Origin of the sequence: Pseudomonas sp. DTU_2021_1001937_2_SI_NGA_ILE_001 (assembly GCF_032463525.1) — a bacterium.
Taxonomy (GTDB): domain Bacteria; phylum Pseudomonadota; class Gammaproteobacteria; order Pseudomonadales; family Pseudomonadaceae; genus Aquipseudomonas.
Genome location: NZ_CP135971.1, coordinates 655,824 through 673,520, shown reverse-complemented (window position 1 = coordinate 673,520; position 17,697 = coordinate 655,824). Strand labels below are relative to the sequence as shown.

Annotated in this window: 18 protein-coding genes; 9 read left to right on the top strand and 9 right to left on the bottom strand. The window is 63.0% G+C overall.

Annotation, left to right across the window (positions count from 1 at the left end):
• Nucleotides 1–5: 5 nt before the first annotated feature.
• The 5 genes from RRX38_RS03000 to RRX38_RS02980 form a co-directional block, all read right to left on the bottom strand.
• Entirely contained in the window at nt 6–1,313 is a 1,308-nt protein-coding gene (locus RRX38_RS03000; protein WP_315961463.1) for a SidA/IucD/PvdA family monooxygenase, read from the bottom strand.
• 109 nt (nt 1,314–1,422) lie between these two features.
• Nucleotides 1,423–2,379 (bottom strand): ABC transporter substrate-binding protein, encoded by a 957-nt coding sequence (locus RRX38_RS02995; RefSeq protein WP_315961462.1) that lies wholly within the window; start codon nt 2,377–2,379, stop codon nt 1,423–1,425.
• Entirely contained in the window at nt 2,376–3,473 is a 1,098-nt protein-coding gene (locus RRX38_RS02990) for an FAD-binding oxidoreductase (RefSeq protein WP_315961461.1), read from the bottom strand. Before RRX38_RS02990 ends, RRX38_RS02995 begins: the two co-directional genes overlap by 4 nt.
• A 13-nt stretch (nt 3,474–3,486) precedes the next feature.
• The gene (locus RRX38_RS02985; RefSeq protein ID WP_315961460.1) at nt 3,487–4,986 is read right to left on the bottom strand and encodes a methionine--tRNA ligase; all 1,500 of its coding nucleotides are present in this window, start codon (nt 4,984–4,986) and stop codon (nt 3,487–3,489) included.
• Nucleotides 4,979–5,371, bottom strand: coding sequence for a cupin domain-containing protein (locus RRX38_RS02980; RefSeq protein ID WP_315961459.1), 393 nt, complete (start codon nt 5,369–5,371; stop codon nt 4,979–4,981). Before RRX38_RS02980 ends, RRX38_RS02985 begins: the two co-directional genes overlap by 8 nt.
• Nucleotides 5,372–5,630: 259 nt before the next feature.
• On the opposite strand from RRX38_RS02980, the gene RRX38_RS02975 reads away from it, so the two are divergent.
• The 3 genes from RRX38_RS02975 to RRX38_RS02965 all read left to right on the top strand — a co-directional run bounded on the left by RRX38_RS02975 (nt 5,631) and on the right by RRX38_RS02965 (nt 6,771).
• A complete protein-coding gene (locus RRX38_RS02975) occupies nt 5,631–5,876 on the top strand; it encodes a DUF2790 domain-containing protein (protein ID WP_315961458.1) in 246 nt (81 codons plus the stop codon).
• A gap of 111 nt (nt 5,877–5,987) precedes the next feature.
• Nucleotides 5,988–6,443, top strand: a complete 456-nt coding sequence (locus RRX38_RS02970) for a MerR family transcriptional regulator (protein WP_315961457.1) — start codon at nt 5,988–5,990, stop codon at nt 6,441–6,443.
• Complete coding sequence (locus tag RRX38_RS02965) at nt 6,391–6,771, top strand: carboxymuconolactone decarboxylase family protein (RefSeq protein ID WP_315961456.1); 381 nt, start codon at nt 6,391–6,393, stop codon at nt 6,769–6,771. Before RRX38_RS02970 ends, RRX38_RS02965 begins: the two co-directional genes overlap by 53 nt.
• A 259-nt stretch (nt 6,772–7,030) precedes the next feature.
• Here RRX38_RS02965 and xerC read toward each other — a convergent pair whose 3' ends face one another.
• The 3 genes from xerC to RRX38_RS02950 form a co-directional block, all read right to left on the bottom strand.
• Entirely contained in the window at nt 7,031–7,987 is a 957-nt protein-coding gene (gene xerC, locus RRX38_RS02960; protein ID WP_315961455.1) for a tyrosine recombinase XerC, read from the bottom strand.
• 200 nt (nt 7,988–8,187) lie between these two features.
• Nucleotides 8,188–9,177, bottom strand: coding sequence for an MDR family oxidoreductase (locus RRX38_RS02955; protein ID WP_315961454.1), 990 nt, complete (start codon nt 9,175–9,177; stop codon nt 8,188–8,190).
• A 46-nt stretch (nt 9,178–9,223) separates the two neighbouring features.
• Nucleotides 9,224–9,859 (bottom strand): TetR/AcrR family transcriptional regulator, encoded by a 636-nt coding sequence (locus RRX38_RS02950; protein WP_315961453.1) that lies wholly within the window; start codon nt 9,857–9,859, stop codon nt 9,224–9,226.
• Between the two features lie 257 nt (nt 9,860–10,116).
• Between RRX38_RS02950 and modA the strand changes: the two genes are divergently transcribed.
• From modA to RRX38_RS02925, 5 genes are all read left to right on the top strand, one after another.
• Nucleotides 10,117–10,881 (top strand): molybdate ABC transporter substrate-binding protein, encoded by a 765-nt coding sequence (gene modA / locus RRX38_RS02945; RefSeq protein WP_315961452.1) that lies wholly within the window; start codon nt 10,117–10,119, stop codon nt 10,879–10,881.
• Nucleotides 10,882–11,562 carry a molybdate ABC transporter permease subunit gene (modB, locus tag RRX38_RS02940; protein ID WP_315961451.1) on the top strand — a complete coding sequence of 227 codons (681 nt, stop codon included), beginning with the start codon at nt 10,882–10,884 and terminating at the stop codon, nt 11,560–11,562.
• Nucleotides 11,563–11,576: 14 nt separating this feature from the next.
• Nucleotides 11,577–12,653: a molybdenum ABC transporter ATP-binding protein gene (gene modC / locus RRX38_RS02935; protein ID WP_410524891.1), complete on the top strand. Its 1,077-nt coding sequence runs from the start codon at nt 11,577–11,579 to the stop codon at nt 12,651–12,653.
• Nucleotides 12,654–12,775: 122 nt separating this feature from the next.
• The gene (locus RRX38_RS02930; protein ID WP_315961449.1) at nt 12,776–13,375 is read left to right on the top strand and encodes a hypothetical protein; all 600 of its coding nucleotides are present in this window, start codon (nt 12,776–12,778) and stop codon (nt 13,373–13,375) included.
• Between the two features lie 992 nt (nt 13,376–14,367).
• Nucleotides 14,368–15,135 (top strand): hypothetical protein, encoded by a 768-nt coding sequence (locus RRX38_RS02925; RefSeq protein WP_315961448.1) that lies wholly within the window; start codon nt 14,368–14,370, stop codon nt 15,133–15,135.
• Nucleotides 15,136–15,462: 327 nt separating this feature from the next.
• Here RRX38_RS02925 and RRX38_RS02920 read toward each other — a convergent pair whose 3' ends face one another.
• Nucleotides 15,463–15,663, bottom strand: coding sequence for a hypothetical protein (locus RRX38_RS02920; protein WP_315961447.1), 201 nt, complete (start codon nt 15,661–15,663; stop codon nt 15,463–15,465).
• A 1,188-nt stretch (nt 15,664–16,851) separates the two neighbouring features.
• Between RRX38_RS02920 and RRX38_RS02915 the strand changes: the two genes are divergently transcribed.
• Nucleotides 16,852–17,589, top strand: coding sequence for a hypothetical protein (locus RRX38_RS02915; protein WP_315961446.1), 738 nt, complete (start codon nt 16,852–16,854; stop codon nt 17,587–17,589).
• Nucleotides 17,590–17,697 lie beyond the last annotated feature (108 nt).

The following is a 17,697-nucleotide window of genomic DNA, read 5'->3' as shown; positions in this document are numbered from 1 at the left end:
GCGGGTCACTCGCTCAGCGCGGCGGTGCGCGCCACGGCGTGGATGGGCTGGCCCAGGGCCTCGGCGATGCGCCCGGCACGCAGGGCCATCATCGAGAACGACTGGCTGTCGCTGATACCGTGGCTGCGCTCCGACAGACCGTTGCTCCACAGCCGTACCAGGCAGTCGTCGGCGGTGGCGATGCGGTAGTCGCGGTCGATCAGCAGCCCACCATCGGCACCACTGCGCAGCCATGGCTGCAGGTTGGCCAGCAGCGGTGGCACCGGGTATTGCCGGTAGCCGGTGGCCAGGACGATGGCGTCGACGGTGATGGTCTGGTTGCGCTGGCTGAAGCTGTCGGTAAGGGTCACCTGGTAGCTGCCCGCTTCCTCACGCACCGCACTGACCTGGTGATAGCCCCAGCTGCGCAGGCGCTGACGGCCGGCGATGCTGTCTTCGTAGAGGAGTGAGAACAGCTTCTGGCTCTCGTCCGGGTCGATGCCGGCGTAGTTGGTCGCACGGCTGTAGTCGAGAAAGCGCTGGCGGGCCTGGCTGTCGAGGCTATGGAAGTAGTCGACATGCTCGGGGCCGAACACCCGGTTGGGAAACTGGCCCAGTTGGGTGAGCTTGAAGCCGGCGCCACGGTGCACCGAATGCACCTGCACGCCGGGGTCACGGGCGATCAGTTCCAGCACCGACTCACTGGCGCTCTGCCCCGAGCCGAGCACCAGCCAGCGCTTCGGTGCCTGGCTGCCGAACGCCTGCAGGCGGGTAAGAAACTCCGAGGTATGGAACACCCTGGGCCCGAGCAGCGGCACGAATGCCTCCGGCACGTTGACCGCGCTGCCGCATGACAGCACCAGGTTACGGGTACTGAAGCGGCCTTGAGCGGTTTCGACCTGCACGGCGCTCAGCTGGCCGTCGCGCAGCACCGGCAGCACCTCGGCCACCGGGGTGTCGAACTGCGTGCGTGCATTCACCTGGCGTGACACCCAGGCCACGTAGTCCGACCATTCGTGGCGGCTGGCCGGGCGGCCCAGCAGGCCGAAGTCGAACATCCGCCCCTTGTCCTTGAGGTACATGGCGAAGGAGAAACGGCTGCGCGGGTTACGCGGCGTGACCAGGTCGCGAAACACGTGGTGGTTGATGTCGGTGCCGTCCAGCAGCAGTTCGCGGTGCCACTGGGTGTCGGCGGCCGCTTCCAGAAAGCGCAGGTCCAGGCGCCCGAGCGGCAGGCCCTGCTCGCGGGCGTCTTCGATGGCGCAGGCCAGGGCGATACCGGCCGGGCCGAAGCCGATGCACAGGGCATCAGCGTGGAAAGTGGGAAGGCTCATGCGTTACGTCCTTGATTGAGAGTGAAAGTCGCGGGCGCACCCGGCCACGACCGGCAGGCCGGCGTACCACGCGCCCTTGAAGCAAAAAAACGAGGGTCGGCCTGGCGGATCAGCCGTCAGCGCTGGCGTGCCAGCCAGCCGGCCCCAAGCGCCATAGGCAGGTACGCAGCGCCTGGCACTCGCCGCCCTGGAAAGCCACCGGCCCCAGCGGCGTGATGAAGCACTCGCTGTGCAACGCCGCCAGCAGCTCGGCGCGGCTGGCCCCACTGCGTTCGGCCAGTTGGCCCAGCACATGCAGCAGGCGCAGGGTTTCGCGGTAGTAGGTGGCCGGTTCGCTGGCGAACAGCTGGCGATGCCAGCCGGCGGCCGGGCAATCCACCGGGCCGGGGTCGAAACCGATGGCCCAGGTGGGTTCGTTCGCAACCAGAGCGGCCCCCAGTTGCCGCGATACCGCATCGTCCGTCAGCAGCAGAGGCCTCTGGCTGCCAGCGGCACGCCGCGCCTGCCAATGCAGACGGCTAGGCCGCAGGCGCCCGGCGAACACCTCGGCGTCGGCCTGCTGCACAGTCGCCACCGATTGCAGGCCGTGAGCGGCCAGAGCCGCAACGATCGCCGCCGCCAGCGCCTGGCCGTGAGTGCTGGAATCAGCCTGCACATGCAGGCGTTGCCAGCCCTGGCGGGCGACCCAGGCCAGCAGGTCGCTCGCCAGTTGGCGGTCTGCCGGGCACAGGCGCAGAACGTTGTCGTGCGTGGTCAGGCGGTCCACGGTCGCCGCCGGGGTCAGCAAGGCCACCCCGGCCTGGCGGTACAGCGGTGCGGCGGCCAGCGCGGCGTCGGACGAAAAATGCCCGATCACCAGGTCGGCGCCCCAATCGATCAGACGCTCGGCCACTCGCGCGCCCTGTTCGGGATCCGCACCGTCGTCCAGCCAGTGCCAATGCAGCCGTTGCAACGCCGCGATGCCATTGCGCCCGGCGGCCATGGCACGCATAAAGGTCCGTGCGTGAGGGGTAACCGCCGGGTCGAACAGCGCGCTGACCCCGACGCGCAGCGCCGCGCCGTTCATGATTGCACCCCGCGCCGGGCGCACAACGCGGCCCAGGCTGGCTCCCGCTCGCGCTGGCCGTCGCGCAGGAAACCTTGCAACTGACGGGCGGCAATGTCTGCCAGTGCCGGAGCGAACTTGAAACCCACCCCGGACTGCCCGCAGGCCACGTACAACCCGCGCTGCTCATCGACGAACCCCAGCAGCGGTCGACCGTCGGCGCTGTAGCTGTCGAACCCCGGCACGATGTCCAGCACCCGCACCTGCCCGGCACCCGCCAGTTGCCGGACGCGCTCACGCACCTCGGCGCTGTGGCGCGCATCCGGCGCAGGCAGGTCTTCCGGCCATTGACCGCGTGCGCGCAGGCCGCCACCGCTTTGCACCAGGTGCGGCGCCAGCGGGATGGCGTAACTGCCGGACGGCGCATCGATCACCGGCAGCGCCCAGGCCCGTTCGGTGTGCAAGCGGGCCAGCGGAATGGCCCGACATTCCAGGCCCAGTTCTGGCGCCAGGTGGCGGGTCCAGGCGCCAGTGGCCAGGACCACCACGCGACTGCGCAAGCGCAGCTCACCCAGGCGCAACTGCGCCGAGCCGTCGGCCTGCCAGTCGATGGCCTCGACCCGGCAGTGTTCCAGCACCAGGCCGGCACTGCGCACCACCCCCGCCAGGCTCGCCGAGGCCTGGCGCACGTCGCCGATGCAGGCATGCGGCTCGTACACATCGATGCGATCGGCCCGCGCCGCGAACCCGGCATGACCCTGCACCTGCAACATCGGGTACTGCGCGCTGGCATGTCGCTCGACGGCTGCCCGCACCTGGGCCTGCTGGTCGAGGCCGGCGCGGTACAGCACGCCAGTGCGGCGCAAGGCCGCGCTGTAGCTGGCGGCAAATGGCGCCTGTTGCATCACCTGCAAGGCATGTGCGGTGAGCTGCATCAGCAGTGGGTCGAGGTCGTACAGGCGCACCAGCCCACCCGAGATGCCACTGGCGCCCAGGCCACCGATACTGCCCTGGTCGAGCAGTGCGACGCTCAGACCCTGGCTGGCCAGCCGCGCGGCGATGCTGGCACCGGTGATGCCGGCGCCGACCACCGTGACTTGATAGTCGATATCCATATCGGGGCTCCGCTCAGATCGAATAGTCGGCGGCAGGCCCCGACAGCACCCTGGCCGTGACCCGTTCTTCGGCCAGGCCGTAGGCAGTCAGCAAGTGCCCGGCGGTTTCCGGAATCAGCGCATTGCCCAGTACGGCGATCAACGCAGCGAAATGGCTGACCGGCCGGCCTTCGGCCAGGCGCCCGCGGGTGATGGCAATGGCGTCCAGCAGTACCTGGGCCATCTGGCGCATGGAGAAATGCCGTAGCTCGGTGGCCTTGCACCACTGCTGACGCAACGCTTCCAGCAGCGCCGCATCGGCGCCGCAGTAGCCGCTCCACCATTGGTCACGCTGCGCAGGACCGGCCTGCAGCAACGCCGGAAAGAAGTCTTCGAAGACTTCCTTGCGCCAGCGCTGGAAGTGCGCCAGGCGGAAGTCGCCCTCGCTTTGCTCCGGGGCGATGCTCGCCAGGTACAGGCGCGCACTGTCGGCGCAGGCCTCGCGGGCCAGGTCGGCGACCCAGATGGCGTGGTTACGGCTGGTGGACAGGTTCAGACCGTCGAGCTTGAGGAACTGGTTGGGCATGAACTGCTGGCGCACGCGCAGGTCCTGCATCACCGCCAGTTGCGCCGGGTAGACCACGCAGTGGCTGAACACGCAGTCGAAGCCGAGAAAGTTCACCAGGGTGCCCTGCCCCGAGCGCCAGTACTGGTTGAACAGTTCCGGACGACCGACGCGGTCGGCGTATTCACGAAACGCTGCGATGTAGCCCGCCAGGCCCATGAACCAGGTGTGCACCCGGCACGAGCCGTCGGCGGCCAGGTCCAGCCCGCCGTCATGCGGTCGGGTCACGCCCCAGTCGTGCAGGTGCTCCAGGGTGTCGCGCAGCCAGGCGTCCAGCGGTTCGCGCCATTGGCGGCCCAGCAGGCGCTCACGCAAGACACCCTTGAACTCGGCCAGCTTGAGGAACGCCCGGTGGGTGGTCTTGAACTGCGGTGGCTGGTGGCAGAGCTTGCAGTACAGGCCGCTCATCAACGCTGCATCCGGCGCCTGCGCGCATTGCTCGCACTGGCTGGGATCCGAGTCATGCCCGCAGTAGTTGCACAGGCCGCGGGCAAAGGCCTCATAGCCCCACTTGTCGCAGGCCGGGCACCAGGCCTCTTGGCTGTCGCGAAATTCGATGGCACCGGCTTCACGCAGTTGCGCGAAGACCTCGCTCACGGCCTGGTGGAACCAGGGGTTGTCGAATGGACGCATCCAGATATCCGGCTGGATGTTCACCGCCGCCAGCGACGCTTCGATGCGGTCGCTGTTGCGGCGTGCCAGTTCCATGGGCTCGACGCCCTGCTCCAGGCCCTTGCGCAGCATGTACGACTGGTAGTCGTCGGAGTACGACAGCAGCACGCAGTCGTGGCCGCGCTGGCGCTGCACGCGGGTAAATACGTCGGCACCGAGAAACGGCCCGGCAATGTGGCCGATGTGCAGGTCGCCATTGGGGGTTGGCGGCGTGATGGTGACGATGAACTTAGCCATGCAGACACCCCGTGGTTTCGTCGTGGCGGGCGATGAAGTCGTTCACGTAGTTCATGTCCCACCAGATCACGTAGAAGTGGAAGTCCTCGGCCGAGTCGTTGATGACGTAGTGATGGGTGTGCTTGGGGATCGCCGCGATGTCGCCTTTGCTGAAGCTCATTTCCCGGTCGCCGATCACCAGGCGCGCATTGCCTTCCATGGCAATGAAGATTTCCTGGTCGATCTGGGTGTGGGTCTCGGTGGTGGTGCCTGGGCGTACTACGCACCAGCCCCCGGCGAAGGGCATCGGGTAGCCCTCCCAGGGCAGCAGGCGGCTGCCATCCAGGCCGTATTCATGCACCAGTGCGTCGAAGCGGGTTTTTCGGTGAATCTCGAACTTTTCCATGCTCTGCAGTCCGTTTGTTTCAGGTCGGACCAGCATGAAAGCCACGGCGCAGGGCCGCTATCGGATGGCTCGATAGCTCGGCAGGCACGCATCGAGGGTTTCGATGGCAACCATCGGTCGCCGCCGCGGAACGCTATCGCTTTCGGTGATTCCCTGTATCGACAGGCACCATTTCTGGCGAACGGGGGGCGTCCCTAGAATGAGCGCCATAGGCAAAGCAAGTTCAAGACTTTGCACCCTGATGTAGATGGAGATCGCCATGAAATACGTACTTTTCGCCGCCCTTTCACTGTTCAGCGTGCTGGCTTCGGCCAATGATCAGCCTGACGCCCAGCAGTACAACTATGCCCAGCATCTGGACGTCGCCAAGGTGCTGAGCATCGATACGCCAGAGTCGGACCTGTGCGAGCCCGTCACCGCCAGCATGGTCTACCTCGACAGCCAGGGCGTGGAGCACGAGCTGCACTACCAGCGCCTCAGTGATGTCTGCTCGGCCCACGGCTGATCGCAATGCCAGCCCACCAGGCCGCCTCCTTCGGGACGCGGCCTTTTTCGTTTCTGGGGCATGCCCTACAGTGGTTGACTTCGAGCGCGCTCTAACTTTTAGGCTGTCCCCATGGAATCTGATCTGACCATCGACCAAGTCGCCAAACGCACTGGCCTGAGCGCCCATACCCTGCGCTACTACGAGCGCATCGGACTGATCGCCCCGGTGGGTCGCGCGCCTGGCGGGCAACGGCGCTACGCGGCGGCCGACATGGCCTGGATCGAATTCCTGCTGCGCTTGCGAACCACGCAGATGCCCATCGGCAAGATGCAGGCGTTCGCAAGACTCCGCGCCGCCGGGGATACCACAGTGCAGGACCGTCGCCATCTGCTGGAAGACCACCTTGCCGAGGTGCTGGCCCAGATGGAGGCGATGCGCCTGTCCGTGTGCTCCCTGCAAGCCAAGATCGAGCACTACCGCGCGCTCGAGCAAGGCCTGGCAGGCGCTTCACGAGCCGAAGAAGGACACGCCGATGAACAACGAAAACCGTTACCAGCGCGGGCTGGAAAAGCTGCGGGAGATTGATGGCCAAGCAGGTGAAAAGGTCGTGCAAAGCCTTGCCGAGATTGCGCCGGACTTTGCCCGCTACCTGATCGAGTTTCCCTTCGGGGACATCTACTCCAGGCCAGGCCTGGACCTGCGCAGCCGGGAAATCGCCGTGGTCGCGGCGCTTACCGCCATGGGCAATGCAGCCCCCCAGTTGAAGGTGCATATTCATGCTGCGCTGAACGTCGGCGTAAGCCGCGAAGAGGTCATCGAGGTCATCATGCAGATGGCCGTCTATGCAGGCTTTCCGGCGGCGTTGAACGGTTTGAGCGCGGCCCGCGAGGTGTTCGCGCAGTGGGAGAGCTGAATTCAGACCGATCGGTCACCGGAGTGTCCGCAGACGAAATCGCCTGGCTCATGGCCAAGCAATGAATAACGATAGTCACTATCGATAACGTCAATGATGCTTTCGCGCGCGTAGGTGTTACCTTGCGCCGCGATGAATACAGCCCGGTTGCCTTGCTCCGGCAAGCGGGCAGTGCTCCCTTCATCACCTTTGGTTAGATCTGTTTGGCCACCTCACGTCGTGCGGTGGCCTTTTTTATGCGTGCGATAGTCAGATGGCGCTACAGATCGAGGTCGTCGACCACCCGGCGGCGCTCGTTTTCATGGCGCATGTCGTAGCTGGCGGTGGTGGCGATATGAGTGTGGTGGGCGAGTTTCTGGGCAATCGACAGGTCGAACTCTTCAATGACCCGGGTGATGAACGAGCGGCGGAAATCATGCGGCATGATCTCTACCCCGGCCTGCTGGCCGCGCTGGCGAGCGATGAAGTAGATGGCGTGCTTGGTAATGCGCTCGCGGGTGATGTGGCTGCCGCGCCGGATACGGTTGAACAGGAAAGGATCGTCCGGCTGCCCGGCCGGCAACTGCGCGCGGCGCAGGTCCAGCCAGCGCTGCAGGCTCTCGAAGGCCCAGGCCGGCGCGTACTTGATCAACTGCCGATTGCCCTTGCCCATCACGCACAGGCAGCGCTGCTCGAAATCGACCTGGGCCAGGTCGATGTTCACCGACTCGGACTTGCGCATGCCCGAGCCATACAGGATGGCGATGATCGCCGCATCACGCAGGCCCTGCGGGCGCGGGTCGGCGGCGCAGACGTCGAGCAGGTCGCGGATCAGGTGGCGGCGGATGTTGCGGCCCCTGCCCAGCCGTGTGCCGGCCATCGGCTTGACCGAACGGATACGCAGCAGTTGGTCGTGGCTGATCAGGTCCTGGCGCCAGGCTTCGTTCATCACCCCGCGGATGGCATTGACATACAGCGAGGTGGTGTTGGGCGCATAGTCGTCATCGCGCAGGGTCGCCACCAGCGCGGTGACGTGCCCCGGCTGCAAGCTGTGCCAGGGCACCTCGAAGATGTCCGCATCGCCCAGCCCCAGACGGTCGGCGGCGTCCTGCAGCACATAGCGCATGGTCTGCCGGCTGGACGGTGCGAGCCGCGCCAGATACAGGCGCAATGGATTGCTGACATCCGGCAGCACGAGGGTTTGGGCGCGCGAGGCGCCGGGGGGTTGGTCTGACACGGGTGAAGCGATCCTCGGAGTTCTGGGGACTGACTTTACGGCATTCGGTTAGACCGGGTAGGAGCGGCTTCAGCCGCGAAACGACCGTATGTTCACCACAGATGCGCTGGGTTTCCTGGCGTTTTCGCGGCTAAAGCCGCTCCTACCGAGCCGCATAACGCCGCAAAGCGCCTAACCGAACAGTATTGGATTTAGCACGCTCAGCGGCGCACATCGACCACTAGCCGACCACGAACCTCGCCGGCGATCAGCCGTGGCGCCAGGTCGATGACCTCCGACAACCCCACTTCGCGGCTGATCAGCGGCAACAGCGCCGGGTCGAGGTCGGTGGCCAGGCGCGCCCAGGCCTGTTCGCGGTCGGCCAGTGGGCGGGTCACGCTGTCGATGCCGGCCAGGGTCACCCCACGCAGGATGAACGGCGCCACGCTGCCGGGAAAATCCATGCCCTGGGCCAGGCCGCAGGCGGCGACGATGCCGCGATAGCGTGTGGCGGCGCAGGCATTGACCAGGGTATGGCTGCCCAGCGAGTCGATCACCGCCGCCCAGCGCTCCTTGAGCAATGGCCGGCCGGGCTGGTTGAGTTCATTGCGGTCGATGATCGCGCTGGCGCCCAGTTGCTTGAGGTACTCGCTCTCCTGCGGCCGCCCCGTGGACGCCACCACCTGATAGCCCAGTTTGCCCAGGAGGGCCACGGCGAAGCTGCCCACGCCACCGTTGGCGCCGGTGACCAGCACCTCACCGTCACCTGGCCGGACACCGTGCTGCTCCAGGGCAATCACGGCGAGCATGGCGGTGTAGCCAGCGGTGCCGATGGCCATGGCCTGGGCAGTGGTGAACGCGCTGGGCAGGTGGATCAGCCAGTCGCCCTTGAGCCGTGCGCGCTCGGCCAGACCGCCCCAGTGGCCCTCGCCGACGCCCCAACCGTTGAGCAGCACCTGCTCGCCAACCTTGAAGCGCGGATGCTGGCTGGCCTGCACCGTGCCGGCCAGATCGACACCGGGGACCATGGGAAAGCGCTTGACGATCGGGCTACTGCCGGTGAGCGCCAGGGCGTCCTTGTAGTTCAGCGTGCTATGCGAAACGTTCAGCGTCACATCGCCCTCGGGCAGTGACTGCTCATCCAGCCGGGTAAGCGTGACCTGGTAGCCGCTGTCGTCCTTGTCGATCAGGATGCCTCTGAATGTACTCATGTTGCCTCCGTTTTAGACCGATCGTTTAAAAACCGAGCTGAAAGAGTCACTGCGGCAAGCCGCGCAGGAACCCCGCGATGAAGGTGTTCAAGGGTGCCTCGCCCTGTACCAGCCGGGCACGCAATACGGCACCCTCCCAGCCGATCCAGAAGAACGCCGCCAGGTCTTCGCAATGGGCGCTGTGCGGCAATTCACCGGCGGCCTGGGCGCTGCGCAGGCAGGTGGCCAGGCGCGCCTGCCAGTCTTGCTGGATCTGCTCCAACAGCGGGCGAAAGCCTTCTGGCAGCACACCGATTTCCTGGCCCAGGTTGCCGACCATGCAGCCACGGCGGAATTCGTGGCGTGCCATGCCTGCCTTGGCGGCTTGCACGAAGCTGACCAGGCGCTCCAGCGGCGACATGGATTCATCGAGCAGGTGGCGGTCGAGCAGGCGTGCGAAGTAGTCTGCGTAGTGGTCGAGAACCACGCGCACGAAGGCTTCCTTGCTGGGGAAATAGTTGTAGAACGAGCCCTTGGGAATGCCCACCTGCTTGAGCAGGAAATCCAGCCCGGTGGCAGTGAAGCCCTGTTCGGTCAGCACTTCGAGCCCGCGACGAATGAGCACGTCGCGGGTTTCCAGGTTGTCCCGGTCGAGCTTTGGCGGACGCCCCGGGCGCCGGGGCTTGGTAATGGGTTCGGTCATGGGGTGAGATATTAGACCGATTGTTTTACAAGTCAATCGGCGCGTGCACCCATCGGCAAGACGCCCTCGCCCAGCACCGCTGGTACCACTCGCTCACATCAATGAACAGTGACAGCCGGATGACAGCCTGTCCGGGGCGCAATGCACATTGCCAGCATCCGGGGCTTCCACGCATGGCCCGCATCGCTATATATTCAACTACATAGCGAAAGATTCGAACTGACACCTTCCCTCATTACTTTACGGAACACCTGCGCATGCGCCTGCTTTCTTCGCCCGCTTCACTGACCTTCCTGGCCCTGGCCACCGCCTGGACCGCCCTGCCCGTGCAGGCCGACGACGTGCAGGTGGCAGTCGCCGCCAACTTCACCGCGCCCATCCAGGCCATTGCCAAAGCGTTCGAACAGGACACCGGGCACAAGCTGGTCGCGGCCTTCGGCGCCACCGGGCAGTTCTATGCGCAGATCAAGAACGGTGCACCGTTCGAAGTCTTCCTTGCAGCCGATGACAGCACCCCGGCGCGCCTGGAACAGGAAGGCGAAACCGTGAAGGGCTCGCGCTTCACCTACGCGATCGGCACGCTGGCGCTGTGGTCGCCGAAGGAAGGCTATGTCGACGACAAAGGGGAAATCCTCAAGGCCGACACCTGGAAGCACCTGTCCATCGCCAACCCCAAGACAGCCCCTTACGGGCTGGCGGCTACCCAAGTGCTGGACAAGCTGGGTCTGAGTGACGCCACACGTTCGCGCCTGGTGGAAGGCCAGAACATCACCCAGGCCTGGCAGTTCGTCTCTACCGGTAATGCCGAGCTGGGCTTCGTGGCGCTTTCGCAGGTGTACAAGGACGGCAAGCTGACCGCGGGCTCGGCCTGGCGCGTGCCAGAGAACCTGCACGAGCCGATTCGCCAGGATGCAGTGATCCTCAACAAGGGCAAGGACAATGCCGCCGCCACCGCGCTGGTCGAATACCTCAAGGGGCCCAAGGCCGGCGCGGTGATCAAGTCCTTCGGGTACGCACTGTAAATGCCACTGGACAGTAGTGACCTGGCGGCCATCTGGCTGACCTTCAAGCTGGCGTCGATGACCACGCTGATCCTGCTGGTGATCGCCACCCCACTCGCCTGGTGGCTGACCCGCACCCGCTCATGGCTCAAGGGGCCGGTGGGCGCCGTGGTGGCGCTGCCCCTGGTGCTGCCACCGACGGTGATCGGTTTCTATCTGCTGCTGCTGATGGGGCCGCACGGGTTCGTCGGGCAACTGACCCAGAGCCTCGGCCTGGGCACGCTGACTTTCAGCTTCGCCGGGTTGCTGGTCGGCTCGGTGGTGTATTCCCTGCCCTTCGTCGTACAGCCGCTGCACAACGCCTTCGCCGCCATCGGCCAACGCCCCTTGGAAGTTGCCGCCACGCTGCGTGCCGGGCCTTGGGACACCTTCTTCAAGGTCGTAATGCCCCTCGCTCGTCCTGGTTACCTGACGGGCGCGGTGTTAGGGTTCGCGCACACGGTGGGGGAGTTTGGGGTGGTATTAATGATTGGAGGAAACATCCCGGACAAGACCCGCGTTGTCTCCGTGCAGATCTTCGATCACGTCGAGTCCATGGCTTATGACCAGGCCCACTGGCTGGCGGGCTTCATGCTGGCGTTTTCATTTCTGGTATTGCTGGCGCTGTACTGCAGCAGCAGCCAGAAAAAGCTATGGAGCTGAACATGCAAGACCGCCTGCACATCCATCTCAAACTGACCCTCGGCGCTTTCACCACCGACCTGGACCTGAGCCTGCCTGGCCGGGGGGTAACGGCGCTGTTCGGCCACTCCGGCTCGGGCAAGACCACTTGCCTGCGTTGCGTGGCAGGCCTGGAAAGGGCTCCGCAGGCGCGCATTGAGGTGCGAGGTGAAGTGTGGCAGGACAGCGCGCGCGGCATCTTCCTGCCCCCCCACGCCCGCCCGCTGGGCTACGTGTTCCAGGAAGCCAGCCTGTTTCCACATCTTGATGTGCGCGGCAACCTGGAATTCGGCTACAAGCGCATCGCCCCTGCGCAACGCATCGTGAAGATGGACCAGGCCATCGAGCTGATGGGCATCGGCCACCTGCTGGACCGCCGACCGGGCGCACTCTCCGGCGGCGAACGGCAAAGGGTTGGTATTACTCGTGCTCTGCTCACCAGTCCACGCCTGTTGTTGCTCGACGAACCCCTGGCGGCGCTGGACGCCCGGCGCAAGGCCGAGATCCTGCCCTACCTGGAGCAGTTGCAGGCCGAGCTGGGTATTCCCATGCTCTATGTCAGCCACGCCCAGGATGAAGTGGCGCGCCTGGCCGACCACCTGGTGCTGATGACCGAAGGCCGAGCGATCGCCAGCGGCCCACTCAACGAGGTGCTCACCCGCCTCGACCTGCCCCCCGCGATGGAGCCTGACGCTGGTGTGGTCATCGAGGGTGAAGTGGGCAGCCATGATCCGCACTACCAACTGTTGACCCTGCACCTGCCCGGCAGCCGCCAGAGCGTGCGACTGGCCCACGCGGCGTTGCCACAGGGCCAGCGCCTGCGCTTCAAGGTACAGGCCAGAGACGTCAGCTTGAGCCGCCAGTTCGATGAGCAGAGCAGCATTCTCAATCGCCTGCCCGTGCAGGTAGTACGCGAGGTGCCGGCCGATCACCCGGCTCATGTGATGGTTCAGCTGGATGCCGACGGCACCCCCTTGCTGGCGCGCATTACCCGTTATTCGCGGGATCAACTACAGCTGCACCCTGGGCAACCGCTGTGGGCGCAGATCAAGGGTGTCGCGGTGCTGGCCTGACATTCACGAATGGCAGCCTGAACCGGGCCTTTCATCGGAAGTACTCTCCCACTCGGGACGACCGCTACGGCCCACTCCCGGCAACGTGGTGTAATGCCCCCTCATATCTTTGGCGGATCATCGTGGACAAACACATCTGCTTCACCACGGAAATGGCCCGCCTCATCATCACAGACAGAAAAACCGTCACCCGCCGGGCCATTAACCACCACGCCGCCGGTGAATGCCCCTACGGCCCGGTTGGGGTGCATCTGTGGCTCAAGGAAGACTTCTACGCCTACGGCCGCTGGGAAGTAACCCAGCGCGCGAACCAGAAGCGCCTCGGCTGGCACTTCATCGACATGACTCTTCAATCAGGTCAGGACTACCAGTTCACGGCGCCCGGCCCGCTGCTCGACACGCCCTTCTCCGAGCAGACGCCACGCTGGTGGCATCGACCCGGGCGCCTGATGCCTCGCCGCGCATCGCGCGCAACCCTGGAGGTGACCGACATCCAGACCGAACGCCTGCATGACATCACCGACGAGCAGGCGCAGCAGGAAGGCTTCTACTCCATTCACGACAGCGCACAGACCTACTTCGTGAATCACCTGGAACCGCCTTACAGCGGCCTGAGCCCCACTGCCGTGATTGCCTTCGCCACCTGGTGGGAATACAGCGACAAGCATCAAGCGTGGCATGACAATCCATGGGTCTGGGTCATCACTTTTCGTCGCCTCTAAGGCGTGTTGACCGTGAGATGACTCGATGGCGCTAATCTCCGAAATGCTGACATGGGCTTCACGAGCTTTTCACACACAAGGTCATAATCTGTACACGAATCCAAGTGTGTCATCTTCAGCCCGCTCCCCCATCGCGGGCTTTTCTTTGCCTGCAAGAAAAGTCAGCCCCCTCCTCTCCAGCGTGCCCAAGCTGTCTCCTGAGTTCGGCCTCTATCAGGGTTCGTGGGCAGACTCATCGATAGCCCCGCGCCCGATCCTGCTGATGGAAAGACGCTTGCTGATGAATCACAGGCTCCTTACGTCCTTTGAAGCACTGTAAGCAGATCGACTGACTCACAACTGGTTCTTTGTGGCCCTTGAGACACCGCCTCGCAAATACCGATCAGCAGTCTCGTGCCCACCCAACGCACAGGGGGCTCGCAACATCCTGCAATAAGACGACCAGCGGTCATCAAACCGCCACTTTGTTACTTGCCGTTAAATCGAAGACGTTCTTAACTGCAACTGCTCGCCAGAAGGGGGTTGGGCTTGAAATGGCGGAGGCCGACATGTCGAATTTCCCCTCCACGTTTCGGGTAAGAAGCGCATGCCCGCTTTCAACGCGGCTTACAAACCCAGGCCAGCCTCCAGCGCATTCGCGGCTTGAGCGGAACGAGAGGTCTCCCTTGCTTTACACGCGGGACCAGCGGTGTGTGCCAGCCAGACAACACCGTCGACAGATGAATCACCCAGACGTGGCACGACTCATTAACCAACAGGGGCTCGATAGAAAATGATCTTTTACGCCCACTCGCTCTGCGACGCATTTTTCTGGCGTCATCCAGTCATGAAGCGTCAATCGTCAGAATCCGGAAGTTGCATCGCTGAGGAGCGCAACTGACCTCTGCCTGCCTATCGCAGGCGCAGCACGCTGCTTTTTTTCAAATCACGACCCCACCCAACCCGAACCGGTGGCGTTTCCAGTAGTAGCGCCCAGCTCCTGGAATCCTCTTATGTGGAAATTACCCGAACAACCTTTCTCATCAGTTGCAGCGATCGCTGAAGACATTGAAAGCCACGGATACCATTGCTGGGAAAATGCCATCCCTCCAGATGCCTTGAAGTCGCTCCAATCGAATGTCAGCGCAGCGAACGAGCGACAGAAAGGGAATTATTTCGCCTTTCATGGCAAAGATCAGATCGGTGAAAACTTACTGAGCCGTCTCGCAGAGCAAAAAGCACTCAGAAAGCTCTTGGCAGATCTTTACTACTACTCCACGAAAACCATCGCACGCAGCGATGAAATTGCCGCTGTTTTACGTTGCGTCCAGGGGAAAGGCGGGCTCCGTGAGTCCAATCGCTATCATTTCGACGCCTCACTGGTGACGATGCTGATGCCGCTGCTGATACCGACTGAAGGAGAGAAAAATGGAGACTTGATCATGTTTCCCAATATACGAAGCCCCCGAGATAACGTCTGGGTAAACATTTTAGAGAAAGCCGCCATACAGAATAATATTGCGCGAAACCTAATCACCAGCCTCATTACATCTGGTTTTCTAAAGCCACTAGCGCTAAAGCTCAAGCCTGGGAATCTGTATTTTTTCTGGGGCTATCGAAGCCTGCACGCGAATGAACCTTGTGACCCTGACGCTCAGCGCGCCACGGCGTTGTTCCATTTCGGCGACCCTCATCAAGATAGCTTCGCCACCCGCCTGGTCGCCAAAATGAATAGAAGACGCGCAGAATTGGCCTCCAGGCCCGACCCTGCGGGGAGCTGAAGGCTTCTGGGACCCGTGTGAGCCGTGCCGTTATGGCCGCAGACTACTGCCCTTGATAGTACGCAGGAGCCCAGTGCGCAAGAAACCCGAAAGCACCGGAGCATGAACGCGGATAGGCTGAGCGAGAAACAGCATCCGCCAATGGCCAAGCGCTGCGCAGCATTGCAAGGTCAAGCACCAGGTCACGCTCTGCAGGCCCATCACGCCCTGGCTCCGCCACTTAGAAATGACTACCAAGGCCAGCTTAGAGCGGACCTTGGTTTGAGGTAAGGCCCGACTTCCCCTCTACACGCTCGAATCCCGCCAGCAAGTTAACGTCGGCAAGGGTCACCATTTGTCCGCCATATAGAACATGCCGCCACCCAGCGCCGTCAGGAAGACCCCACCCAGCACGTCAGTGAACAGGGCCTCTCCTGAGCAGTAGGCGTTGATCTGCATTGCCAAGAAGAAAATCGCCAAGGCCAGGACGCCGCACGATATACGTCGTTGAATTTTGAACCTGGATTTTTCGGGGCCCACCCACCACATGCCAACCTCCTTCAGCGATCCAATAGCCTCAACATAACTCGCGCCGGCGCTTGTGCCAAACGCCGAGCGAACGCCCTCACCTGCGCGCAAGCTTGAAATTGTTCGTCGGCGCGAAGAGCAACGCTTGTACAGCGCCCCAAGGGGATGAGCACCTGCGACAAAGCCGATGCCGGACTCAAGGATGCGATGGGCCCGGCACATCTCACGGGCCGGCGAGTAAGCGACACCTTGAGATGGATGAAGCGAGCATCCGAGACGGTTGGATATGCGTCGTGCAAGGCAAGACGAATGCAAAACGGCGCATTGAGGCTGTAGATGAGCTGGAAACAGTACTCAGTCTGATCAGGAGGCGAACAGCCGGATACCGGGTGCAGTCACCGATGGTGGCCAGGCTTTCAGTGTTGGAATGCTGCGCAACGGATTCGACGAGGTGCGGGAGAAGGCTGGCGTTGCGGAGAAGGACTTTCAGACGAGGGATCTGCGCGCCAAGACAGGTACTGACAGGCCGAATCGACCGGCGATATCCTCAAGCCAGGCATCCGCTGGGACACACAATGGCAGTTATGACTGAACAGTAATCAGGGATCAGGAATCGCCGAGGCAAAAAGGTCACCTCAACAAGTGAATTGCGGCACGATTTGAGAATTGCGGCAATTTATCTAACCGAATTTCCCCGCCACAACTTCTGCAAGCCCTTGAGTTATCTATGGTGCCCCGAGCCGGGGTCGAACCGGCACGTTCAAAGAACGAGGGATTTTAAGTCCTTGGTTAGATTCAATATTTATGCGGCCTGCAGGGTGATTTTCGGTCCGCAACAAGCCCCAAAAAAACCTTTTTTCAACCAATGTTTCCAGGGGGCAAAAAGTCTTTGCGGACTAATATTTTGCCCGCAGAAGCCCCTGGAATGCCGCTCCTAATGCTCGGCACACTATGCCGATATTGCATGCATCTACCCACCTTCCCCCGGCGTTCTGCCGAAACACTTCACCATACCCAGCAACACACCTATCCTGTCTACAGACCGTCGTAGCGGGTACATTGTCGTCCGCCGGCTCCGACCTACCCTGTTGACCGCCGGCCGACTGCTCAGCGATGCGCTCCTGGGCAGTCGTTACGCTTTATCGGCATTTCCTGTACCAAGCCAACCCGCTCAATTACTGTATTTATAAACAGTATTGAGCAGTTCCCATGACAGACCCTATCCGCGACCTGACGCTTGCTGAGTGGCACAGGACCCTCAACGATGAATTCTGGTGGCCGCTACGCATGCGAGAGCAAGCAACGAAGCTCCAGCACCTGGCAGACGATATGCTCGCTGCCAGGCTGATAGATCCGCTTGAGCGTTTGGACATGGCCGATCTGATCACCGGAGCCGTAGCGCACTGGGTTGAGCGGGGCCGGGAAAGCTGGGCTCACCCGGCCTCCAGATATGCAGTCGTCAACCGAAGCGGCGATAAGGCCGGCATCCTCTCGGGGACGTTGTTGTGCTGGGGTGAGTTCGACTCCAGCTTGATTGCCGGCTACATCGATGAAGAGGACCTGACGTTCATCCATAAGCGCAGCCACAAGGGTGTGGAGCACGCCAGGCTGTTCGGCAGGTGGTTGAGGCGGGACGGTGAATGGTTCGCGCTGGTGGAAACCAGTCGGCTTATTCAGGGCGTGACGTGCACCAGGTCATGCGATCCTGACGCCTACCGTCTGGCCGGGGAAATGTGCGCCCTGCATCTTGAGCAGGCCGACTTCAAGGAATACTGGAGCTGGTGGGTGCGGCGGGACTTTTCAGTGTTCAGCCGGTGCACGACGTGCTGGGGTCAGGTCGCAGAACGAGACGACTGCCGGCACTGTGCGGGCCATGGCTTTGCGGTGATGAACGATTGCCCGTCGACCATGCCGGCTAGGTGGCGCCGCACCAGCGCTGATGATTAGCGCCACGCCGCAGGTTTGCTGAACAGCTAAAAAGCGCCTTTCAGCTAAATTTCGGCAGCCGAATCGACATGTGGCGTGCCTACGGGCAAGCTTCGTGCCTCTTTCTAC